The organism is Candidatus Symbiopectobacterium sp. 'North America' (assembly GCF_015762685.1).
Classification (GTDB): domain Bacteria; phylum Pseudomonadota; class Gammaproteobacteria; order Enterobacterales; family Enterobacteriaceae; genus Symbiopectobacterium.
In genome coordinates this window covers 1-23,203 of the sequence record NZ_PEHF01000097.1, presented here as the reverse complement: position 1 = coordinate 23,203, position 23,203 = coordinate 1, and the positions used below count along the sequence as shown (strand labels likewise).

Sequence of the window (23,203 nt, the reverse complement as noted above, 5' to 3'; positions counted from 1 at the left end):
GTGAGAAATATGTTTTATAATTCAATGTGATAACTAATGACTTTCCTGTTAATTGCATTAATTTTAATTATTAAATTGAAAAATATGTCGTTTTTTTCGAAATCATTAAAAATTTCCGTGGTGAGAGCAATAACTATATGTTGTCTGGTAGGGGGTGATTTGTCAATACTAAAGATAATCACCGCTAGTAAAACTAGGCAGCTTCTACGCTAATTTATGATAAATTATTATTCAATCATTGCTTACCCATGAATATTGAATTCTTTTCTTATTTTTGTATTATCACCTGTTGTGACAATAATCTCATATCTTAACGAGTTCTTATTTTCATGTGTGAAGATAACTCCCCCTCCATCCAAAGTGCGGGAGTTGACTTTATTATCCATCATGTCAGTATTCTTTGAATAATAGCAATGTTTAATACTATCAAAATATTTATCGTACTCGCTTATAAATCTAGTTGGATGGAAACATTTTCGGAATCTATCATCATAGATAATTGGTATGTTTAAAAATATTTTCAGCCTTTTAACGGAATAAGCTTCATATGGAATAGGGGTATTTAGTATATTTCTATCAAACTCAGAGTATATCATGTCATTATAATATATTGCATTACCTTCATTTATAATGAATTTTATCTCAATAGCCTTGATGCTAACGGTTCTATTTAAATTATTCGTTATTTCAAGAGTTACATCATATGAGCCTGCAAGACTTCTTGATTCCTCAAAAAGTTCTGTAGGCAGATTCCCCTCTTTAAGATAGAAACCCTTATTCTTGGCATTACTTGTCGTGGCGATTATATCTAATGCATCACTCTGAGGTTTCAATTGCATGAAGGTGCTGAATGCTGCTAAACCTAGACCAATTACAGCAATGAATGTATTGATGCTTTCGTGCTTCATCAAGGCCTGCTCTTAAATGGTTGTGTAAAAGATATATGTAATATAACTCAATGGCCCATAGAATTAATAGTTTTAATTTCAAAAAATGATGATATTTAAATAGCTGTTCTTAATACTGCTACATTCTGTGCAAGCCATATAGCACAAGGAATCATCAGTTTTACATCTCGAAAGCCTCTGATATCAAGGTTCCATAGCTGTAATGATAAGAAACGGAATTATTAATATCAGTTACTAAGTGATCTACTATTCGGAACAGCTATTTAAAAAATGACGAGAAAGCATTCTCTTTGAGTGATTAGGTATTAACTACTACCATTATATGGCATGTTTGTTCTGATTGTATTGATTAACTTAAAATTCGTATATAAAATATAAAATGGCTCAGATTAAAGATGAGAAGATTTTTATCCTATAACAATCCAGTCTAGATGTGAAAATTTAGATGTATCTACTTTAATCCGCTTATGTGAAGCCTAGGTCAAAATAGTTAGTTTTCCTTGAAAAGGAAATAGGGTCTTAACGTATGCTGAGGCCCATTGTGGATATTTGTATTAAAAAGTTTTTGAAGTTATATGACGTCAGATAAATACTAATTAATCCAACAATCCCTTCGAAACCTTACTCGTCGTTTGGCTGAAATTGTATCGGTCAACAACATTCCCTTTGAACCAGATTTCGAGGGAGTTTATATGCGCCGTGTTGCTGTTCTTCAGCAGGGCTAGACCGGGAATGTAGTTTGAGATCTGAGTCTCGCCTGAGATGCTGGAGTAGGACCACATTTCCTGACCGTCATTGGTGGCTCGCGTTTGTGGTTCCCCGAATGCGTTAATAACATCTTGCTGGGTAGTTTTCCCTTTAACGATTTTGTTTTTTACGTTTTGTTGGGATTCGTCTTTAAGGGATTTGTTACCATAGGTGGTGCAAGCAGTAAGAGGCAGCATCACCAACGCAGCGATAAATAGTTTTTTCATGTTAACTCCATATAAACAGTAAACGTAAAAATAGGCGTAAAAATGCCGGAGCCAGATGCGATATACCTCTGGCTATTTAAATTTGTGTTAATGACTGACGAAGAGAGCCGCTTATCAGAATCCTATGAATTTTTTTATCTAATCAGCTAACGGCATCCTTCATGGTTGTTTTCCCTGATGTTGCATTGATAACAGCAACGTGAAGGCTATAGAACCGCTTTTGTAGCAGGTCTTGCGGCCTGTAGCCTCATCTGCCTGAACCTGCGTATAAATCGGCCTGTAGTCCTATCGTTCACTTTATCCAGTAACGTTTCATCTAGCAAGAAAATGATCGACAAAAAGGATCAATAAGTTTATATTAATAGATATTAGCGATTAATGATGCTCTTTCGAACGGCGCTTTAATTGTTTTAATCGATCGAAAAATAAAACATGGCAGTTAATTTCTATCATTGCTTTGATTTTGATCGGTACAAACGATATGACAGACCTAAAAAATGATTGAATTCTATCAATTGGTTAATTAGGTGGCTTTGCCGTGTTATGCCAGTAAGAACAAGCAGGAACGCTTACAGGCAACCAGAAAGGCATCAAAACATAACAGCATTTTTGATTATCAGGATGGATAGGAAGATGATGAAGACGATTTTACTCGTTACTTGCACAGCTCTTGTTCTGGCGGGATGTGGTGAGAAAGGTGATTTTGAGAAGGCTATCAACGCAAAAATTTCAAAATCAAAGGTGTGCTACTCACTGTAAAACAATGATTTTGCGTTCAACAGAGGTTTTCCGGTAAAGATTAATCATGGCTACCGTTCTGCTGGATACAATGTCAGCGATGAAATCCTGAATGGGCTTGTTGAACAGGGGCTGGTCAATGTTTCACAACAGTCTAACGGCTTTAGTAGCGTTGATGTTCTGGAAGTCACCGACAAAGGCCAGCAAGTTGATTTTTGGAACCGTGAGGAAGGTGCCTGTGTTGGTCATCGTGTTGTAGTGGAGATCAAGTGGAGATCACAAGCTGGACTGAACCGAGTGATGGCGCTGGCGCTAAAACCACACAAGTGACCTACACGTGGAAACTGGATGGCCTGCTGGGCTGGGTTGATAAAAATGCGTTCTCCGGTGTGAAAGGGATGACTGAACCAGAAGAAGCCAAAATTGTTCTGGTGAAAACCAATAACGGCTGGGCCGCACGGTAGATACAGGATAAACGCTATGAACTCTATCTATTGGGTGTTTTTCATTGGCCTGCTGATGAACATACCATCACTGGTCCCGGTGCTGTTTCTCAGGAAGGCATCAAAGAACGTAAAGGTATCGCTGGTGTTCAGACTGTTTCTGCTAAACGCCTTCTTGGTGCTATCGCTGGTGACGGTATCGCAGAACACCACACGAAAATACGGACTGTTCCCTATATGGCTGGTTATTACTGCTATTGTGCTGTTTGTGGTCATTCTGCTACCAACAGTGAAATTTATGCGTAAGCATTTAACCGTAGGTAAAAGTAGGGCTGTGACTATGTCATCATTCCTGATTGTCTACACCAGTAGGTTTCATAGTGTGTTTTTAGATGTGAATGGCAGTGAATACACGCTTAATGGATACAATGTGGTGTGGACGTTGTTCTTCATGTTTGCTTGTCTGTTGGCTTATCTCGGTTGTGCTGGAAGTAAAACATATTCTGGCTCTTATGCGCCGTCATCTGCATCGCACTCCGATTATTTTAAACCTACCAAAGAATATGAAACGCAATCTCAAATTGATTACGATATTGCTGTTAAAGGACGGAGTGTTTTGTCTGATCCCAATCTGAGTATTGTCGAGCAGAGGTGCTATCGGGATGCTCTAGAGAATAAAGATGAATTTTAAAATGCTACTATCAGCTTGGTTAAATTTATAAATCATATTTGCATAGCATGGCAACGTTCATATCAGATGTTTTTAAAAAATATGAATGTTGCACATCGAGTTATAATTTCTTAACGCATGATGCAATAAGGTGGTTTATAGGGGATGCTTTTGAAAAATAATCAAGAATGTAATTTCTTTCTCCGGGTTTTAGGCTTCTTGAGCCTATTGCTGATGACCATGACAACCAATCTGACTGGCCTGTTTTAAGGTAGTCATTTCTTATTTCCTTTAAACCAAATCCCTTTTCTGGTATCTCTAATATTTTTGCTCGTGAAATTTTAAAATCACCGGATAGTTCAAATAACTTCAGTAAAACAGAGTCATATTCGCCTTCACCTAATAAATAATCTTCAACAATAGCACCAATCTAGAATAACTGATATTCTAAAAAATTACTGTTTGCGTTTAGATAATCTAGTAATACATTTACTAATTTTTTTGTCTCTGATGCCAGAGCAAACGGTATAAATATGTTTTATTAAGTTGGGAAACCTTGTCAATAGCATAGGTATCTGGCTAAGCAAGCTATCGTTATGTGTTCTCAGAAAGCCAAGTATTAAATCTGCATCTGCTTCTTCCAAGTTCTCATCTTTCAGAAGCTCAATTAATGCGTTAACCTGAGTGATATCAAGATTCTTGATTACTTCAATATTCATTTCAACTAGTTCAACACCAGAGGCGGTGGGGATTTCTTCGTATTCAGTCACAATCTCTTTTAGTGATGCTTTTATCTGGCTTAAGGTGTCTTTAACATCACCTACTGAATTATCAAAGAAGGTCTTGGATGGATTAACATTAAGTGAAACCTGTCCAAGCAATTGTTGGATTTTAATAAAATCACTGTTTAATACATTTATATCATTATCAAATAGTGTAAAGTCATCCATAAATCTCACTATTTTTTTCGATTTAATTTGTCAATGCAGATCAATGAATTTTAAGAATTCATTACCTATCATTTTTGTCGAATAAATACCACGTGGCATAAAGTCAATGCTTCTACCAGCATTGATTTCTCTGAAAAACTGCCCCAGAGCAACTACATCGGTTGCTGCGACGGTATCTTTTGATTCAAACCAATGAACCACGTCATGGTGATATAAACTATTAAAATAAGATGCTATGTCAAAATGAATGTTGTGTGCATATGCTTGAGAGCAAGAACGCAAATGTTGTTTATATTCATTGTACGATATATGAACTGGTATGCGACTACCATCTTTAAATCTATAACCGAAACTTCTTCTATCACTTACTTCTGGTCTAAATATAACTCGGTTTCGATAAATTACATCATAAATAAAATATTCAGCGATGGGGTCTAATTTTATAGTTCTACGAAGATGACATTTCGGTTTTGTTGCAAAAACTTTATGTTGAGAAAGAAAATTATCTGCCGGGTACGATGGGTTTATTACTTTTTGATATATATATTCAGACATATCAGCCGCATGATTTTTGAATAAAATTAAATTCGTTTTTAATGGGTAAAGTGTCGCGGAGAAATCTGTCTCAAAAAAATCTACTGTTGATGTCATTGGCTAAATCCTTATCAAGCGATCCATGTCTTGCTGAATAGGTTAAAATAACTTCAAGTGAACTCTGATAAATTAATAAATTGTATCTTATATATACTATATTTTTTTAAATATGGAAAATATTTATTTTGTAGATCATGCTAATAATTAATGCTATTAACTATGTCGCTAAGGCACTCAAATTATTTCCAGCCGGGCGGAAAACTTGGTGGTACTAACTTAGGTGCTTTTGGGGGGTTATCAGCCGAGAGTCTAGGCATGTAATCCAACTTGTTATCTGCTTTCTCAGGTATAACCTGACGACTTGGAAAACGTCTGATCTCATCCTTGGTTGGCTTGTAGTCATCGTTGTTAAACCTTGCGCGTCTTTCATACTCAGCGCGTGGCACATAGATCCCCTGCACCTCGTAAAAGACCTAGTTTTCAGCAATACGTTTATCGTGTTCAACATCAGAAGGAACCACAGCGGGCTTCTTCTTGGCCCAGATGAATTTCTCCCTTATATATTCAACCACCAGTAGGGTGAAACGCTTGAACACATTACTCTGACGGGGTTTAACCTGCTTTTTCTTACTTTTTACAGGAGCGCGTTTAATCGCTCTGGAAGTTGAAGAGGATGGGGCTTTCAAATTAGTGCGTGTATGAGGCGTAGGGGCAATCAGAACAGGTTTTTGGCCTTCTGATGATGCCGACTGCGAACCTGTTTCAGGCAATACGATTTCAACAGGTTCAGGAAGCTGCGACACTGTGAAACTTCTGAGGTCAACAACGTCTGAAGATCCAACTCTTTGAAGGTGTTGTATGTGGCCTGTGCTTCCTGTTTCATCTCATCACGAACAGCCTGTTCAGCAGCACGTTTTTGCTGAACGCTCTTACTGTTCCACTTGGCACGATGAACACGTTGCATAGCTGGACGGCTGGTCAACGTCGCCTTGGCAAGCAATAGCGCTTTTTCTTCCACGTCTAAGGTAATAACGGCGTTTTCCAGTGCTTCAGTGTGCTGGGTATCGATAGAACGGTGATCAATACGTTCCTCAGTCCCTGCGGCTTCAAGATAGTCGTTGGCAAGGGTAGACCACGCTTCATGCCAAAGGATTACGTTTTTCTTGTCATTCCAGTTTCTTTCTTTTTTGCCAAAGCCATCAGCGGTGATCGGTTTTAATGTCAACATCACATGAGCATGGGGATTTCCACCAGTGAGATCATGAAAGGCAATATCGGCAATCATCCCCTCATCAGCGAAATTTTTCTGGCAGTATTCAACGACTAATTTTATCTTGTCGTCATAGGGTAGTTCACAGGGAATAGCCACATCAAAATAACGGGCTGTTTGACCATCCTTTTGGCGTTCAACCCTTTCGACTTCATTCCAAAGGGCTGTTGAGCTTTCAATAATATGAGAAGGAGCTGAAACAGGCGCTAATATCTGATGATGGCATAAATCTGTTCTGTGGCTGAAATCGTAGGTATTGCCAGTGCCGTCATTTGTTATTCTGCAACGCGCATGGTAGGCAGCTTTTCTACAGGAATACATGCCCTCTGAGCGCTTCACAATTTTAAACTCCAGATGAAAAATAGCCATAAAATACACACCTCAAATATAACCATGCTGCTGTTAGTTTTTCGCAAGAAAAACTTTATGTTGACCTTGATTTTGTTTTTCGTAGGAAAACGGTTTTGGTTTTAGCCTGCGGTAGGCAACCGTCGGTAGACCCCACACGCTCACGAAGTGAGTGTATAAGTGGGCATTGTTTTTTCTAACAATGTAAAAACCGCTTACTTAATTGATACAAAATATATTAAGGACTGTAAAATGAAGTAAGAATAAAACGCCGAATTCAGCGGCGAAATCTGGATGAAAGGGCGAAGTGTTCCGCGATATTACATTGATGGGTTTTAAATGGTGTCCGAAGGACAATATAAGTATTAATTTATTCCGCCTGAAGGAGTGAAAGTACTAAAACAATAATAGTAACTATGTTGTTAGATGCTTTTCTCTGTTGCACAATTCACAGGTTAACGTGTGAAATCAGAAATGAAAATTAAGAGATAATAACAAAAGCACTAACAAAAAAAATTTAAGTAACGTGGTGAGTATTAGATGAAGTTATTAGTGAATGTTATCATGCCATATGGAAAAATTTCAACTTTTCTCCAATATTAGATTTTTTTAGAATGCACCGATTAATAAAATACATAGCGACGACAATCTGTTCTAATCTTTAGTGAGTATGCTTTTTTCGGATGATTTTTTGTAATGAAAGAGTAAGATTGACAGTGATATATAAATTAATAGGCATTAATGATACTCTAATATCTATAATCAAATTAAAGGTTTTAATATGACAATTTCAATAGAAGGCTCACTCTGGAAAAGTCTGGTTATTTCACTAGTGCCTTTAATTATTGGTACACTTCTCTTCGGTATGATTCTTGAATCTTATAAGAATGAACTTACTTTTCGTAGTGATATAATGAAGGATTATTATAATCCCCTGATCAATAAAAAACGCCAGTGTAATAACATTTCAAGAGGTTTGTCAGCTAATTATTATGCCATGACGGCGAATTACACTGTTATGTTTAATCAATACCAAACTATTGTAAATGGAACTGGTCCTCGTATTACTGAAGAGTATAAGATATTCTTATCAGGGTTGTTACAAAAGGCTAGTGAGTTAAATGAAAAATCTAAACAGTATACTTTAGACTTGAATACTTGTCGTAGTGAATTATATCAACTTCTTACGAATACTTCTTTAGTTACTGGTACCTTTGATGATTATCAACGTATAAATAAAGAGAACGAAGTAGTCTTAGTGAAACTAAATTCAGATATTCAATATCGATTCGATAAATATAAAGAAGTCATTGATGGTGTTGATGTGAATAAAACTCTGAACTCTTTCTTTATTTTTGGTGATATTAGTGATTTACGGAATTCAGGAAAATATACTGATGAGATGATAAATACAGTTCTACACCCGATGCTAGATATGTTTACATATATAGGGCAAAGTGAAGAAAAAATAGTAAGTATTTAGATTTATCGACTAAATATAACTCTATACTTGAAAAAGAGATAAGTGCTAGGTACAAAAGAAACTTTATTTCTCGTATGCTTTTTTGATGGTTTATTCAGAAGATGCCAAACATTAGCATAAAGCGTTCAACTTAATTTGTTAAGTTGCCATGCAGTCTTGAGATTATAACTTAAATTATGAAAAGCTTTCAATCTTAAAATTATATTTATACCATATTTTATCATAATAATAAACGGTTAATGGTTTGGGAATAAATATGAGAGCAATATGTTTATTTAAATAAAATCATCTTGCTGTATTGATAATTATCCAAAATGTGGTAAAGGAAAATATACAACAAATACAAGGCGGTTTAATGTACAAAAACAATGATGAAGCCATTGATTGGGAAGCAAAGCGACTTCTTGATGATGGTATCTATACCGATACAGAACAAGCCTATTTAGAAGCTGAAAAAATAGTAATTAATATGCGGGAACAAGCAAAACAGCACCAGATTAAACAACAGTTCAAGATGAAAATAAAATCAATCAAGAAACAAATTGGTAATGGTTATGCTGACATCCCTTATGTCAACAAGAGAAAACATTGGGGAGAACATAAATAACCAGAAAAGATATTAAACAACAAATTGCTTCAGCACAAGAACGTCTATACTTCTTGGAATCCCAAAAGAAATAGCAAACAAAAAAAGAAAACACACGTCAGAAAATTATTTTCGGTGCAGAGGTTGCCAAAGTCTTAGGATGTGATATTGGTTATGTAGATAAGGAATTGGTCTTTGGGATTTTACTTAACATACCCAATCTTCATGAGAGTGATGTTCAGGTTTATAGAGCACAGGGCCAAATCTATATCGAAAGTGTTATAAATAAATCCAAGACCTAATCATGTTTTTCACGTCAAAACGGTGAACCGGGCTAAAACTTGCTTTTAGGTCGGTGAACTGTTGAGCAAGCCCCAGAGGGCGCGGTAGTTAATTTCCTGAGTGCTGCCGATATCTAAGATGGATCAATGGATAAGGTCGATCCTGACTGTCAAATTCGGAGTGTCCAACCTGGTCAAACCCAATGCGTGTATAGAAGCCTACTGCCTGTTGATTTTGTTTATTTACATCTATAGTTAATTCGGGGGATTGGGCCAGAGCTGTGTGTACCATCGCTTTGCCTACTCCTTGTCCGTGATAATCCGGATCTACAAAGAGTGCTTCCATATGCCCGTCGTGCAAATACATGAACCCAATGATACACCCTGAAGATTCACAAGCAAGTGTGAGTTCTACTGTGGGAAAGAAGGTGAAAAGTTCCTTTTCTATAGCCAAACGATCTTCAAATGCTAAAAAGTGATGAGTAGCATTAATAGCCTTATTCCATATTTCCATTATACATGAAATATCTTGAGGGGTGGAGATGCGGAATTCAATCATAATTTAATAAACCATTTGATTATAGATTATATCACAACTACGATTTCAATTAATAATTTTTTGTTAGCTCATTATGAATCTGTCCATAAATATTGTGGATTCATTTTTAAAGTATATTAAGCTCTTGACCACCTCTTTATTTTTGCTAATTAATATTTACGTGAAAATAAAAATAACAAACAAGAAAGGATTTTCCTTACTGGAAATAACATTGGTTTTAGGCATTGGCACAGCAATGGCATTCATGAAGTTTCAGGACATGAAAAGCGATCATGAAAATATCATGGCGAATACCGTAGGTTCACAAATGAAACAGATGGGGGAGGCGGTTAATCGTTATATCAGTATCCGATATGAGAAACTCTCAACGCTCTCATCTAGTAGCAGCCAGACCAGCGATCCGGGACCAAGAACCTGTTCGGCTAATGGATGTGAAATCACTTACCAAACGTTGGTTAATGAAGGGTTGCTGCCAGCAGGGTATACCGGTATCAACGTGCAGAAGTCCTCTTACAAGATGCTATTAAAACGCGCTAGCACCACACCTAACTATGTCATTAACGGGTTAATCATTACAACGCTGCCGTGGTCAGAAGGAAACCGTATTCGTTATGCCTTGTTAGGCAAAGCCATGCAAGCTGCTGACATTGATAGCGGTATGACGCAATCAGCATCAGTTGCATCTGGCACGGGTGGCCAATGGACCGAAAACCAAAGCAATCACGCCAGAATAAACGCTGCGGGTTTGTTGGCCTACCGCGTTGGATAAGATTCCTCAATGTATTCTGTTTATCTGCGTCGTGATGGCATATTGCCAATGACGGGCGATCTCAATATGGGAGGGCAGAGTATCAACAACGCCAAAAACATTAACGCGTCAGGTGATGTCAACGCGGTTTCGTTCAACGGTTCTTATGGACGCTTTGCCAAGAACGTCACCGTTTCGGAAGATTTGACGGTGACGGGTTTCTCTGCTTTTGGCAAAAACGTATCTATGAACAGCTACCTTACCGTTAAGAATGGCATTGATTCGAACAGCTATGTTGCTGCCAAGACTAACAGAAGCAGTATCCAAATTGGCTGCGGTGGCTCCAGTAATCAGAATGCGGTGCTGATTAACGTAGCAGGCGGGGCCGGTGATGGTTATCTCTCCCTCAATGGTGATAATAACTCATCTGTTAAGCTGGATGTATGGGGAAGTCAAAAGATACGCGGTGATCTTACTGTGTCAGCATCGAATGATGGGAAAACCTCTGGCGCAATCAGCGCATCAGGCAATATAGCAGGCAGATACATCCAACCTACATCAACAGCCACTGTCGGGGATACATGCACACCTAATGGACTCATCAGCAAGGCTGCTAGCGGTTCGCCTGTGTGCTGTATTGATGGTAAATGGAAGGGCAACGAGGGCAATACGGTCGTGTCATCAGGCAACATTAACAACAATACAGCGTTTACCTGTAGAAGTGGTGCTTCCGGTAAAATATTGGTTCACGCTTACGTCAATTGGGTTGTCTATTACGCTGTGTATTAAATGACCGCAAATCTCTATGCTAATGGGGTTCTGGTTGAATCTGATAAAACGGCGGCCTTTGAATACGACCATGGCAGGGCATCCGGTTCTAGTGTGACGCTGTTCCATGCCGTAGACACTACTGCGGGCAGTGATTACACATTTTCTGTAGACGCATCGAGTGATAACCTCGTTAAGATAAGTTATTCGTGCGTGAGTGCTTAATTAATATTTGAGCATAATAAAAATCCTTCTGTTAACCACTTGCTAGAAATGAATAAATTAATTATCTCCTAAGTATGATTTAATAAACTTCAGGAGATATTATGCCATCCAACAAAACAAAAGTATTATGCCTATTAGTAGCCAATGGTTTTACTGCGCAAGCATCATCAATCGATAGTGTTTTTAAGGCTCAGGTAGGCAGTGTATATTAATTGAAATATAACCCAATTTATAGTGGCGCTAACGTCCTAAAACTAACGCTAAGCCATGTGCCAGATAAATCATGTGCGACATTAGCAACGCAGTTAGCAGGAAAGTATTTTGAAGTGTTAATTAACAGTCAATATGTGCCTTTGACTCCGCCTGCTTCTGGAACTACATGGAATAGAAACACTGTCGTGACGGATAAAACAACAGCGTTATGTAAGTCAGCGAAAGATAACACAATTGTAGTCAATCACTTTGTTTATCCGAAAACCTACGCACTTTATCAATCTGATGGGGACATCGTTCATTCCTCTGGTGGTTCTACTGAAAAAGAAAAAATCGTTAATGACAGCTATGAGATTTATAGAAAAACCATGCAGACCAGAGAAAACCATCAGCTATCGACTAAATAAGGATAAATGTTATGATAAGAAACAAAAAGGGATATTCAGTATTGGAAATTATTTTAGTTCTTGGAATTGCTTCAGGGATTGCCTACACCGCATTTAGCTTTTATCGCAATGAAAAGCATGATGTGGCAGTCAGGGAAACAGTTCAACAGGTTCGTACCATCTTCGATACGGCAGATGCTTACCTAATGAGTGCCAAACCGGATGGAAGCGTTCAGGAAATCTACCCTATCTCCATGCAGATCTTAAAAAACACGTTGGCTTTTCCCCTTAACCTTGTGGAACTGCGAGAAGGTTCAGAGGCAGAAGTAGCAGCAAGCACGGCAATATCGACCTCTGCATCCAAATCTGCCAGTACGTCAGCACAGTAAATCAGCATCAACATCGGCATCTGTGAGCGCCAGTAAGTCGATATCTTCGTCTATCTTAAATTCGGTGTCGGCATCACAATCAGCGTCAACCAGTGCGTCATTATCGGCTTCAAAATCAGCATCAATTTCTACAAGCACAAGTCAGTCAATAAGTGCTTCAATGAGTAGTAGCATCAGTGCCAGCCAATCAGCATCGATCTCTGCATCAACATCGGCAAGTTTGAGTGCTTCAACCAGTGCGAGTATATCGGCGTCAAAATCAGCAAGCACAATTGCCAGCCTAAGCGCTTCTCAATCAGCATCATTATCTACCAGTAGGTCAGCGTCAGTATCAATTTCAACAAGTGTCAGTGTTTCATCCAGTATCAGTGCGTCAATATCAGCGTCTGCTGCTGTTATAACGCCACCGGATGGATAGTACACGTTAGATCAATTAAGTATTTACGTGGCAATGATCGGCAGTGACAGGGCAATGTCTTATGTCGAGTTCCCCAATGGAGACTTTCTTGAACTTCATATTCCTTTTTCTGTGCCAAGTCAGGTTAATAACCGTGTGCTTGATTTTAGCAATAGAGATAACATTGAAAAATATAGCGTATTAAAACCCGTAGTGGCTTATATTTCATCACTAAAATATATTTCCAATAGCCAACTAAAAAGCTGGGCTATAGGTCAGTATGGGCTTGGTTGGGTTTATGACCAGAATGATCCGATTTGGTGATGGAATTTATTAATAGATTTGGTAACGATAATTTAATCAGATTAGTATGACGCTCTTTCATGAGCGTCATACTAAATTATGCTACATTTTAACTGGATTAACTAAGTTACCGCTGTCGGTGCCGTAGTATTTCTTTGTAGTCATTCCTTGTTTGTAGTAATCATTCAGAATTCTTAGGACGTTTCGACCTTGCTTTTCGTCTTCAATGACAATCTTCCCATCTGGATTGATAGTGAATTCCTCATCTTGAAACATTTTAAGCACACCATTCATTGATTGCACTTCGCTTTTGTTCAATGTTGTGTGATTACCTTTTTCCGCTATATGAGCAAGTGTTTTTCTTAACGATGGTTTATGAAGAATAGCCTGTTCAATAACATCCAAACCCTCTACCAAACTAAGCCCCTTGATTGTATTTATAGTTTTTTGTGCAGCTTCGGTAAACTCTGCCTCTAACCCTACGATAGCCTCAAAACTCTTTTTGTGGAATACATAGAACTGCTCATTTATATATATACAGTCAATTTTATCGTCAAAATTTATAGCGCTACCATCAAATGCTCTTAACTCTTTATCTGATTTGTCAAATAGCGCAAATATACGCTGAGTAATATCTTGCGGCTCATTAATAGTCACTTTCTCTTTACTTATTTTTCTGAATGAATAAGTAAGTTATAAGCCATTTTGAACTTTGATAGAGTAGGCCCACAAGTCATCCTGAATATCTGCTAGAGAGGTAAGAACACTCAGTTTATTACTTTTATGTCTTCATTTATAATTTTTGAAAATGAAATGGCATTATTCATTGCATATGCATAAATTTTATTATCAATATCATCGTCAATTACAGTATAATTTTTCATCCCAATGTCATCTTTAGATGCATGAGTAATTATTTGGTTTGACAATGTACATTTGAAAAAATTAGCAATATCAGGAGCTATAGGGGCTTTGATAACTTTGAAGTCATTTTTATCGGTGACTTTGGCACTTTTACCCATGCCCGTTTTAAGATGTCTAGTGACAAAATATAAAGTTATTTTGGCTTTTTTGTCATTTTTGAATTGCTCCGCATACTCTAATAAATCTTCAATCTTCAACATTTTTATTCCTTGTGGGATTTAGCATAAAAAGTTTGGGGCCTACATCTTCTATGTCAAGAAGATCATCTTCTTCTAAATACTTCGATTTGGTTAAAATCATTCCACTTCGCTTCTTATTACTCTCAATATCTAAGTAATTAATTTGATATAGTGTGTATTTGATGCTTATTGTTGGGTTGATAAGTATCATGCTAGAGTTTATATATATTAATGCTGTAACTATTAGCAGGGTCGCTATAGGGACAACATTAGATAACTTGGATAAATCTTGAAAGACGAATGGTATTATATATGTGAAAAGATAACTAATTGATTTATTGCTTTTGTTCTCTATGTCCAAAATTCTAATAGTTCTTCCACTTGTTTCGCATCGACGTTTTATATTTTTTAAGAAGATGCTAAGACCTACAATACCAAATAATGATAATGCAATTAAAACGCTTACGGCACCGAAGTACTTTAAAAAAATAGTTACAGATTTAATACTTATATCTTTCCAATTTAAATATTTTCTGTAGGTGTAAAGTTGTACAAAACACATGATAAAAAATAAGGGAAGATAAGATACGATGAATAGAGAAATTCTAGCACCTAAGTGTAATTTGTTTACTCTCATTACTATCCCGTGTTAATAACTAATCGCATAAAAATCTTGGTTCATACAGTATGATAATGCATCAATTTTGGTGTATCCCTATCACGCAGTTAATATAAAACACCATGTCTTATGAATCTTCACCGCTCACTGGCGTGGGACTTAGAATGTCATATGAATTGCCATATGTTAAGCTGACTTGCTTCGGCAATGTTTGCTCTGACATCACTGCGTGACCTAGAGCCAGAGCTATGAACGTCAACTTTTGAAAAAATAGTCAACTATCAGGTCTAATTAAGAAGTTAGATTACGCGCATTACAGTGAAAATACCAGATTGGTTATGAACCATCCTTGATTTTTTTCCATTTATCCCTTCCGCGTAAACTCAAACGGCCTAACCATCCCGTTGCTGTTAGCATCCAGAAAATCAGCCCACCATTGCAGCATCAGGCGGCGTTGCTCAAGGTGTTTGGCCTTATAGGTATAGGCTGCACGGACGTTGTTCTTTTCCATGTGGCTCATCTGAAGTTCTACCACGTCTCCAGGCCAGATACCTGATTCAATTAACGCACTACATGCCAGCGTTCGAAAACCATGACCACCCAGATCGGTTTTGGTGTCATAGCCTGTTTTGCGTAGTGCTTTGTTGACGACGTTTTCACTCATTAGGTTCATCTCATTATAACAACCAGTCAGGATAAACATCGTTCCCCGCTACGCGTCTGGAAAGCCCTTACCTACACAATAACACGCCCAATTATCCATCAGAGCCACACTCTTAGGCCACAATGTCCCACGCTGATAACCGGCTTCCGCTTTGTCTGCCAATTGGTGTGCTAATGCATGTTCGATAACTTCTCGTTGGTGCTCTGTGGTTTCGTCTGCCCAATCTCGAAAGGTGAATCTGAAACCATGCTGTGTCAACCCTCTATGCCCCATACGTTTTAATACCGCCAGTAAGGACATATCTGAAAGCTGTCCACCGCGCGAGGAAGGGAAGACGAGGTTATTCTCTGCATCTGCAAACCGTGGCAGTTCATTGAGTAGTTGGATCGCAGCGTCAGATAGAGGGACACGATGCTCTCTCCCGGCTTTCATCCGTGTGCCGGGTATGGTCCATGTCTTACTATTGAGGTCGATCTCATCCCACTCTGCGCCACGTATCTCACCTGACCGAGCAGCCGTTAGTATTGAAAACTCAAGCGCTCGTGCTGAAATGCCATGTCGCTGGTGAAGGTCATGCATAAATGCGCTAATGTCGCTATAAGGCAATGCGGCATGATGTTTTTGGTTTTGAACCTTGCTTGGCTGGGGCAGGAGCGGTTTCAGCATGCCTTTCCATGCTGCAGGGTGAAAAACTCCTTGGCTTTCGCGTAATCCATTACAACTTCAAGGCGTCCACGAAGGCGGCTTGCCGTTTCATTTTTGGTTAACCAGATAGGCTCCAGTATTGCCAAAATGTCCGCTTTGGAAATATCAGAGATAGTTTTTTGACCGATCACGGGATAGGCATAGGTTTCCAGTGTCGAGCGCCACTGATCGATATGTTTCTTGTTTTTAAGCTCACTATTTTTGATTTCCAACACATCTTCGCAACAGTCTGCGAACGTCTTTTGCTTATGAGCAACTTGTTCCTGTTCGGTTTTGACTCCATGTTTTTCTTGTAAGGGGTCGATACCGTCACGGATTTGCTTACGCAGTTCACGCGCTTTGTCTCGCGCTTCTGCTAATGAGACTTCAGGGTAGGGGCCAAGGCCCATGTTCAAGCGTATGGGAACCGTTCTGCCAAGTGCGTTAACCCTGACGCCCATTGCCACGCAAAGGATCCATGAGCGGGACTGGCCTCTGATGCGAAGATATAACCCGTCAACCCCGCCGACAGCATAGCTGCCTTCTATTTTTAATCTGGAAACGACAAGTCCTGGGAGTTCTTTGGCCTTCTTCGGCATAATGCAAAATCCTGTCATACAGCCCGCCATGCATACGGTACTGCATAAAATGTCTGATTGAGAAGAATCTAGCAATACGTCTCTGAACAAAAATAAAATGACAACACATTGTTTATATTAATAAAAATTACCCTTAATGGACGTCTCAGAACGTCAAAAAAACGGACACCTCATCCGCCACTTTTTCCAAGCGCTTATCTGTATTTCCTCACATTGTTTTTCCCTGTTGCTATCCACTTGATATATCTCATTTTGTCGGTGAATTATTATTCATTTTTATTGATTAGCGGCAAATCAAGTGTCATCTAGTTTGTATTTTTCTACCGTAGTACTGCTACGGCTGCTACAAATAATAGATAAAGATCTAAAAGATATCCCCCATTCCCCCCAAAAGAAACGAGCTCAAAAATTCGAACCACTTGAGGCTGAACTGCCTGAATGGATATCGCCTGACCTGTGGCGTAAGTGGGTTGAGTTTCGCCAACAGATCAAGAAATTCATCAAGACCGAGCAAGGGCTGGCCAGGACGCTCCAAAACTCGACGACCTGCGTATGGCCGGGGCTGTTTGAGCCCCGGGGAAAAACGCATGCAGGAAAAACTAACGCAGCAGAATCGCAAACTGTCAGAGACATTCGCGCAGCCAGGTAACAGCAAGGTTAAGGTCTGGACCCTGTGGGAAACCATGGGGGAGATATATTCAAACCGCTGGACCGCCAAGAACGGGCTTACCCCCTCGAACCTGTAGATGGCCCAGGCAGGAGCCTTGAGCTGACAGCAACTGGCCAGAATTTGCCGCCTGCGTGCAGAACGCTGTTCCCAGGGAAAAATTTGGCCACCGGACCTTGGTGAGTTTATGGCACTGACCGTAGAGAGCGGGGCAAACCCGTTTGGGGTGAACGTTGCTGACGTACTTGCGCAATACAAACGCTGGCGCAACGAGTCATACCTTTACTCAGTAGTGCAGAATACCAGCCAGTGCTGTATCACATTTGTATCAGGAATGCCTGCGTTGTAAGGCGATAGGGCTGATTTAACGAACCAATCGAGTTATGACCAACGACCAATTTGTTAAACACAACCATATGGATAATCAAGCCTATTCCATGGTCGACGCGAGGGAGTATTAAACCGGTAAACCTGACGTTTTGAGAATGAAAAAAATCTTAACGTAAAAGCAGCCTTGGTTTCAGACTGCTTTTTACTTTAATTTGAAAATCAGGTTTTAACGAGAGGGATTATTTCCATTCCATTTCGCCTTTGGCGACTTTAGCACTTAGTTCGAGAGAACTTTCCCCACCCAAACCAGGATAGTGTTTTTTCATAGCCTTGATCAGTTCTTCTGAGTTTTTAGCCTTTGGGTTTCTTCATCAAACACACGAATGTAGTTTGCAGTAAAATCAACCGCGGCAACGCCCTCAGGAATTTTCCCTGTGAAATGCCCTGGGATTACCTTGGCAGGGGAAAGTGATTTAATCTTTTCAAGGGTTGTCAGCCAGTCTGCGTGCGATTTTGCTGTCTGGGTATCAGCCATCCAGACATGCTCTCCAGATACGACAGGGATCCCGCCTGCAACAGTTTTGATTGACGGTATCCACACAAAAGTACGGTCAGGGGTAGGGCCATCGAGACCTATAACTTGCAGTTCATGCCCCTCAAGTTGGAGCGAATTGCCTTGAAGAGGTTGAGGTACAATAATTTTACCGGTGCGTTTGAGCCTAACTGTGGCCCCCATACCTTAAGTTTCTAGTCTTTAGTTTCCTGAATATGCGCGATGGTTTGTGGTGTGGCAACGATTTTTGCCTGTGGGAAAGCCGCCTGAAGAGTATCAAGACCAAAGTAGAAATCTGGATCTCCATGGCTGATATAAATTGTCGTCAGGTGCTTCTGGGATGCCTTGATTTTGTCCACCAACTTACGGGCCTGCTCTGCTGAAAACTGAGCGTCAATCAAGATAGCATCATTTTTTCCTTCAACTAGAACGGAGAATATGGCAAAAATAGCCTGCTCCCCGGGATTAAAAACAGAGGTTGTGAGAGCTCGATGTTCCTGTTTGTTGGCTGAAGCCGATGAAGTTTCTGTTCCTGCCGATTTAGATACGGCAGCATGACTTTGGAACCCTACCATCGCGGTCGCCAGGGCGAAGGCACATGCTGGGAGTGTATATTTCGATAACGTCATATCAATTCACCTTTTTCAGTGTAGGGAAATTATTCAAAAATTGCTTTCAGGCCATGTGATTCAGCTATAAATGATTCTTTTTCAAGGCCATAAAATTTGATGTAGTAGGTCTGTCCACCGTCAGAGGCGCTTTAGTTGCGTGCATTATCAATCACTTTTCGCTTTAGAAGTGATATGGCTGTGTATGAGGCAGTACAACAGTAATATTATGAAGAAGTATTAGCGCTTACTTTTAGGTTAGATCATATTTGTAAGCTTTGCTTAATGTTGGCTTTCTAAATGTCGCTGTATGTCTCTTGATAAACGCTGCTGCTGTTCCAAATCATGAGCCCCAAATTTATTATCCGGGAAATTATTATCAGTGCTAAGGATATTACCACCGCGCTTTATCTCTATTCGTGACAGAGCGTAAAACCGCTCTTGATCGATGCCCGAGCCCCGTTTGTTTATCTCTTCGGTTATGCGGAGTACTGTGTGTCCATTACTATTGTATGTGCCTAGAGCTTTACACAGATCGTCATTGTTGTACGCAGATATTTGCTTGGCAGCACATCCGGATAAAACCAGTGTCATTGCTAAGGCTAATTTCATGAGCGTCCCTTGTTGCAAGAGCCTTGGGCAAATGCAACTAATTGGATTGATGTGACTGATATGGCCATGGTGAGTTCTTCTACCGTTATCTTGTTCATGTCTTCAAATGGTATCTGGATGTCTGTTTTCACAACAGAAACAAAGGGTAAACCAACTATTTTTAGTCAATAACGCATCATGAGCTATGACATTAATTAGTATATCTTAGCTACTTTGACGAAAGGAAAGAACATCATGCAGGGCATTTTCAGCGGCACTGGCACTCAGGTCAAACCAGTGTTGTGGGCAGTGGATACGGGCATGAGAGACTGAGAAAAAGGCCTGCGCCCGCGTTCGGATAAGAGGGCGTTGAATGCAGGAGCTTAGCGATGTCATCCTATGGAACCAGTAGATCCATACAGTCGAGAAAAGCGGATTAACAGGAAGAATAACGAGAAATGGCTGGCATCATGAAAAGGTCATTACAAATAAAGAATTATATTCTCACAAGTGAGGATTAAATCGTATCTTCCTTAATCAAATTATTGATTGTAAGCCCAGTGCTGTACTACAGCGCTGGGTTTTTAAGGAGAATAATCAAAAATACAATGTCCATTGTCACAATCCGTAATAACATAGATTGATAATTAAACTGTTAAGTTGATACTATTCTCGATGAAACTTTGGCATTGAAATAATCAGAAGAACTTGTTTGAATGCTTCATCAATAATAGGATGGTTTTCAGATATTTTCCCCTTTTCCCCTTTTGTTCTTCCGCCACTAATTTGAGGACTTCAAATACGTGACCTTTGGGAGATAAAACATCAACGGTTCTCATTATTAATAGCAAGCTATTAGTGACTTTTTGCACCTCAAGTGCGTGTTTTAAGTTTTTAATTTCATTCTCAACGTCCATCTATTTCCTCAGTCCGAAGGTCATCAGCCACTCCTTCGGGGTAAGCGCTTGTGCAAAACAATAGCTCAAGCGGGCTGATATGTTTCCTGTGGTGTTTAAAGTTTTTATTTTTACGTTAGTAGCTCAACTGAAGTCTGTACAAATTGATATGCCCATTTTGTGCGGGCTTTCTCATTTATGGCGCATACATGATAATTAATGGTCGAAAAGGTGGCAGCGGCAATGCCCGGACGACTGTTGATTCGCCGGATTCTATTCAGTCAACGTCCTACGCAAAAATCCTGTTGGCGCTGGGTGAGGGAGCGTTTAATGGCGGGCTTGATGGCACGCGTGTTTTCATGGACGGTACACCGATCACTGATGCCAATGGTAACGCTAACTTTTCGGGGGTTACGTGGGCGTTTCGTTCTGGTACGCCCGATCAATCCTCTATTCCCAGTTTGCCTGGCGTTGAGCATGAAATCGCCGTCAGCACAGTATTAACGGCCAGACAGACTGGGTGTATTACGACATCCAGATCAGCGATCGCTTTGGCTTTGGCTTTGGCAACCGCATCAAGGCTGAAAACCTCTCTGTTTCGAAGTGGGCGATGTACCAAATTGGGCAGTATTGCGGCCAGTTGGTTCCTGACGGCGCGGTGGTGACAGCACGGGGCCACGTTTTTTGTGTGAGGTGTATATCCAGTCGCAGGAAGAAGCCTGGACCGTGCTGAACGATTTGGCCGCAATTGGCACTTTATTTGGATTCTAGCATTATGCTTGATAGGAGGTTAACGCGTTGAATGATCGTACGTAAACTCAAACAAATACTGTGCTCATATTATAAGAGAAATAAGGAACCATTCTTGGAATTTTAGGATTTAAGCCGCTTCCTGACATTATCATGAAAAGTGCTAGCAAGTCACCATAGAGTGCTGAGCTATGATGAAGAATAAAGGGTTCACCTAGGATGCTTTTAAACTGACTTAAAGTATCAATGAAAGCCGTGTAAGGCTTTTCATTCCCTGAAACTCCAGAGCGATTGTGCAGCGAAGCGCTAACCTCATCAATTATTTCATGTAAGTTGACTAAGCCTTTAATGTAGTTGTCTCGGTCATTGGTTGTACAGTTATCAGCTAAAGTCCCATAAACATCTTTTGTATGCTTATTATGTATGATAAACGTTTTTCTCTTAACTCACTAAAATAATTGATAATTTCACTCAGCATATCTTTCATTCTTCCTTGTGATGCACCTCGCTCTTCTCCGCTATTTGCATGCTTCAATTTAGATAATGTTTCAGAAATATCCCTTCTTTGGGGATCATTCTGATCTGGCTTATGATATGCATTTAATTCGGTAACGTAAGAGTTGGTGATTCCTTTGTTGTATATTGCTGCTTCAGGATTTCTTGATACATCTTCACGCATTGCACGCATAAATAAGCTTTCATTAAACGTTGAACCGATTCTGTCCATTATATTATCCTTTATTTTTAGGGGGTTATATACACGGTAATTATGGTGTATGGTATTTAGTGAACGTTACTATAACTTATTTCTATTACTAATAGACTTCCCTGATATCATGTCAGAAAAAAATGATAATAAATATCAAAAAAAACATTATGCTAGCAAGTCGATATCAGAAAATGAGGAATCCAATCCGACGGTAATGTACCGTAATGTTTACTGCTACACAGTAGCAAACTAAATGAAAAGTCCACACGGGCCGACTATAAGATTGGACGTATATTCAGGTGTAAAATCGTTTTTATACCATGATTTATGTCAATGAAACGTTGGTGTTTGAAGAAGGTGCATCTTGTAAATTATTGATATATAATGGTTATAGATGCTTTTCTATACCAATGAATGATGTTAATTGAGTGGTTTAAATAGGTTATTGTGGCGTCCTTGAAAACTGCTGAGTGTAACAGTTGCGTGAATTCGAATCTCATCCCCTCCTCCTCTCATTTAATAGAATCGATGCGCTATGAATATGTCCTCGGTTCTATCCTGCATAATATGCAGCATCAAAGCGCCTTGGCAGGGACTTTTTGGTTTGTACTTTATCTGCTTTTTATCATTACCTACTCTGATTATCTATTTATCCGACCAGAGCGCGGTGTCTAATTATTTGAGTTTACTACGGCTGTCCCGTCTATCATGCACAGGTAGTTTTCGTTGATAAAATCAGTAAATACCGTCATTCGTGCTGGATAGTGTCCGGCAGTGAAAAATTCGCGAAAAATATCCCGGACCGCGGGGAAATCGTGTCGGTGTTTTAGGTAAAGCGTCAACTGAACCATATCATCCAGGTTTGCATCGACCGACTGAAGTGTTTTTTGCAAAGCTTTCAGGGATGCGTTTGCCTGAAACACCGCATCCTCTTTCTCATGACCGCCACTGTGGTGCGCCAGGAAAATAAAACCTCCTGCCACCACGCATGCCGGGCAAGTATCATCCTTCGTATGGGATGCTGCTCTTAAAATCATCACTCTGTACTCATGATTAATTGTGTTAAAACTGTATGTATATGGGTCTTCCCCTATCATGGTGGCACACACCCTCAATCAAGTATAATTATCTACACTTGTACCTTCCCAAAGGAGGTATTTATGCGCCCCACATCCCTAAACCTAAACTTATCACCGC

22 protein-coding genes and 9 pseudogenes are annotated in these 23,203 nt (G+C 39.6%); 11 read left to right on the top strand and 20 right to left on the bottom strand.

Annotated features, from left to right (window positions below; translation table 11 throughout):
- Positions 1-242 precede the first annotated feature (242 nt).
- Positions 243-908, bottom strand: a complete 666-nt coding sequence (locus tag CS369_RS21235) for a hypothetical protein (protein ID WP_210769505.1) — start codon at positions 906-908, stop codon at positions 243-245.
- Positions 909-1,504: 596 nt separating this feature from the next.
- Positions 1,505-1,882, bottom strand: a complete 378-nt coding sequence (locus tag CS369_RS21230; protein WP_196908597.1) for a hypothetical protein — start codon at positions 1,880-1,882, stop codon at positions 1,505-1,507.
- Positions 1,883-2,518: 636 nt separating this feature from the next.
- On the opposite strand from CS369_RS21230, the pseudogene CS369_RS21225 reads away from it, so the two are divergent.
- A pseudogene (locus CS369_RS21225) lies at positions 2,519-3,084 on the top strand (DNA-directed RNA polymerase subunit beta).
- Between the two features lie 16 nt (positions 3,085-3,100).
- Positions 3,101-3,754 (top strand): hypothetical protein, encoded by a 654-nt coding sequence (locus tag CS369_RS21220; protein WP_196908596.1) that lies wholly within the window; start codon positions 3,101-3,103, stop codon positions 3,752-3,754.
- 434 nt (positions 3,755-4,188) lie between these two features.
- Here CS369_RS21220 and CS369_RS24235 read toward each other — a convergent pair whose 3' ends face one another.
- The 3 genes and pseudogenes from CS369_RS24235 to mobQ form a co-directional block, all read right to left on the bottom strand.
- Positions 4,189-4,683: a hypothetical protein gene (locus CS369_RS24235; protein ID WP_244665166.1), complete on the bottom strand. Its 495-nt coding sequence runs from the start codon at positions 4,681-4,683 to the stop codon at positions 4,189-4,191.
- Positions 4,684-4,713: 30 nt separating this feature from the next.
- A complete protein-coding gene (locus CS369_RS24230) occupies positions 4,714-5,334 on the bottom strand; it encodes a hypothetical protein (protein WP_244665165.1) in 621 nt (206 codons plus the stop codon).
- Between the two features lie 182 nt (positions 5,335-5,516).
- Positions 5,517-6,916: pseudogene (gene mobQ, locus CS369_RS21210) on the bottom strand (MobQ family relaxase).
- Positions 6,917-7,676: 760 nt separating this feature from the next.
- Here mobQ and CS369_RS21205 point away from each other — a divergent pair.
- The 3 genes and pseudogenes from CS369_RS21205 (at position 7,677) to CS369_RS24750 (ending at position 9,266) form a co-directional block, all read left to right on the top strand.
- The gene (locus CS369_RS21205) at positions 7,677-8,378 is read left to right on the top strand and encodes a hypothetical protein (RefSeq protein WP_196908595.1); all 702 of its coding nucleotides are present in this window, start codon (positions 7,677-7,679) and stop codon (positions 8,376-8,378) included.
- A 355-nt stretch (positions 8,379-8,733) separates the two neighbouring features.
- Positions 8,734-8,985, top strand: a complete 252-nt coding sequence (locus CS369_RS21200) for a hypothetical protein (RefSeq protein ID WP_196908594.1) — start codon at positions 8,734-8,736, stop codon at positions 8,983-8,985.
- A pseudogene (locus tag CS369_RS24750) lies at positions 8,982-9,266 on the top strand (conjugal transfer protein TraD). Before CS369_RS21200 ends, CS369_RS24750 begins: the two are co-directional and overlap by 4 nt.
- Positions 9,267-9,354: 88 nt before the next feature.
- Here CS369_RS24750 and CS369_RS21190 read toward each other — a convergent pair.
- Complete coding sequence (locus CS369_RS21190; protein WP_196908593.1) at positions 9,355-9,804, bottom strand: acetyltransferase; 450 nt, start codon at positions 9,802-9,804, stop codon at positions 9,355-9,357.
- 166 nt (positions 9,805-9,970) lie between these two features.
- On the opposite strand from CS369_RS21190, the pseudogene CS369_RS25400 reads away from it, so the two are divergent.
- From CS369_RS25400 to CS369_RS21175, 3 genes and pseudogenes are all read left to right on the top strand, one after another.
- Positions 9,971-11,161: pseudogene (locus CS369_RS25400) on the top strand (shufflon system plasmid conjugative transfer pilus tip adhesin PilV); the annotation flags it as partial.
- Positions 11,162-11,757: 596 nt separating this feature from the next.
- On the top strand, positions 11,758-12,165 hold the full coding sequence (locus CS369_RS21180; RefSeq protein WP_196908592.1) for a hypothetical protein: 408 nt from the start codon (positions 11,758-11,760) through the stop codon (positions 12,163-12,165).
- A gap of 11 nt (positions 12,166-12,176) precedes the next feature.
- On the top strand, positions 12,177-12,533 hold the full coding sequence (locus CS369_RS21175) for a hypothetical protein (protein WP_196908591.1): 357 nt from the start codon (positions 12,177-12,179) through the stop codon (positions 12,531-12,533).
- Here CS369_RS21175 and CS369_RS21170 read toward each other — a convergent pair.
- Both CS369_RS21170 and CS369_RS24745 read right to left on the bottom strand, forming a co-directional pair.
- A complete protein-coding gene (locus CS369_RS21170) occupies positions 12,522-12,671 on the bottom strand; it encodes a hypothetical protein (protein WP_196908590.1) in 150 nt (49 codons plus the stop codon). The genes CS369_RS21175 and CS369_RS21170 overlap by 12 nt on opposite strands.
- Positions 12,672-12,674: 3 nt before the next feature.
- Positions 12,675-12,803 (bottom strand): hypothetical protein, encoded by a 129-nt coding sequence (locus tag CS369_RS24745; protein WP_280514840.1) that lies wholly within the window; start codon positions 12,801-12,803, stop codon positions 12,675-12,677.
- A gap of 175 nt (positions 12,804-12,978) precedes the next feature.
- Here CS369_RS24745 and CS369_RS21165 point away from each other — a divergent pair, with 175 nt between their 5' ends.
- The gene (locus CS369_RS21165) at positions 12,979-13,254 is read left to right on the top strand and encodes a hypothetical protein (protein WP_196908589.1); all 276 of its coding nucleotides are present in this window, start codon (positions 12,979-12,981) and stop codon (positions 13,252-13,254) included.
- 81 nt (positions 13,255-13,335) lie between these two features.
- Here the strand turns inward: CS369_RS21165 and CS369_RS24210 are convergent, their stop codons facing one another.
- The 5 genes and pseudogenes from CS369_RS24210 to CS369_RS21145 form a co-directional block, all read right to left on the bottom strand.
- A complete protein-coding gene (locus tag CS369_RS24210; RefSeq protein ID WP_244665162.1) occupies positions 13,336-13,890 on the bottom strand; it encodes a Kiwa anti-phage protein KwaB-like domain-containing protein in 555 nt (184 codons plus the stop codon).
- Between the two features lie 110 nt (positions 13,891-14,000).
- Positions 14,001-14,357 carry a hypothetical protein gene (locus CS369_RS24205; protein WP_244665161.1) on the bottom strand — a complete coding sequence of 119 codons (357 nt, stop codon included), beginning with the start codon at positions 14,355-14,357 and terminating at the stop codon, positions 14,001-14,003.
- Complete coding sequence (locus CS369_RS21155; protein WP_196908588.1) at positions 14,344-14,973, bottom strand: hypothetical protein; 630 nt, start codon at positions 14,971-14,973, stop codon at positions 14,344-14,346. Before CS369_RS21155 ends, CS369_RS24205 begins: the two co-directional genes overlap by 14 nt.
- Before the next feature lie 346 nt (positions 14,974-15,319).
- Positions 15,320-15,655, bottom strand: a pseudogene (locus CS369_RS21150) (tyrosine-type recombinase/integrase); the annotation flags it as partial.
- A gap of 12 nt (positions 15,656-15,667) precedes the next feature.
- Positions 15,668-16,902: pseudogene (locus tag CS369_RS21145) on the bottom strand (tyrosine-type recombinase/integrase).
- 587 nt (positions 16,903-17,489) lie between these two features.
- On the opposite strand from CS369_RS21145, the gene CS369_RS21140 reads away from it, so the two are divergent.
- A complete protein-coding gene (locus tag CS369_RS21140) occupies positions 17,490-17,648 on the top strand; it encodes a hypothetical protein (protein WP_196908587.1) in 159 nt (52 codons plus the stop codon).
- A 490-nt stretch (positions 17,649-18,138) separates the two neighbouring features.
- On the opposite strand, the pseudogene CS369_RS25395 reads toward CS369_RS21140, so the two are convergent.
- The 4 genes and pseudogenes from CS369_RS25395 to CS369_RS21120 form a co-directional block, all read right to left on the bottom strand.
- Positions 18,139-19,027, bottom strand: a pseudogene (locus CS369_RS25395) (MBL fold metallo-hydrolase).
- A gap of 315 nt (positions 19,028-19,342) precedes the next feature.
- Positions 19,343-19,672 (bottom strand): hypothetical protein, encoded by a 330-nt coding sequence (locus CS369_RS21130; protein WP_196908586.1) that lies wholly within the window; start codon positions 19,670-19,672, stop codon positions 19,343-19,345.
- Positions 19,673-19,885: 213 nt separating this feature from the next.
- Positions 19,886-20,069: pseudogene (locus tag CS369_RS21125) on the bottom strand (IS5/IS1182 family transposase); the annotation flags it as partial.
- 280 nt (positions 20,070-20,349) lie between these two features.
- Complete coding sequence (locus CS369_RS21120) at positions 20,350-20,568, bottom strand: hypothetical protein (protein WP_196908585.1); 219 nt, start codon at positions 20,566-20,568, stop codon at positions 20,350-20,352.
- A gap of 188 nt (positions 20,569-20,756) precedes the next feature.
- Here CS369_RS21120 and CS369_RS21115 point away from each other — a divergent pair.
- A pseudogene (locus CS369_RS21115) lies at positions 20,757-21,297 on the top strand (hypothetical protein); the annotation flags it as partial.
- A 68-nt stretch (positions 21,298-21,365) separates the two neighbouring features.
- Here the strand turns inward: CS369_RS21115 and CS369_RS25390 are convergent.
- From CS369_RS25390 to CS369_RS21100, 3 genes are all read right to left on the bottom strand, one after another.
- Positions 21,366-21,647 (bottom strand): hypothetical protein, encoded by a 282-nt coding sequence (locus CS369_RS25390; protein WP_374191101.1) that lies wholly within the window; start codon positions 21,645-21,647, stop codon positions 21,366-21,368.
- Positions 21,648-21,682: 35 nt separating this feature from the next.
- Positions 21,683-22,024, bottom strand: a complete 342-nt coding sequence (locus tag CS369_RS21105) for a hypothetical protein (RefSeq protein WP_196908583.1) — start codon at positions 22,022-22,024, stop codon at positions 21,683-21,685.
- 653 nt (positions 22,025-22,677) lie between these two features.
- A complete protein-coding gene (locus tag CS369_RS21100) occupies positions 22,678-23,103 on the bottom strand; it encodes a RidA family protein (RefSeq protein ID WP_244665158.1) in 426 nt (141 codons plus the stop codon).
- Positions 23,104-23,203 lie beyond the last annotated feature (100 nt).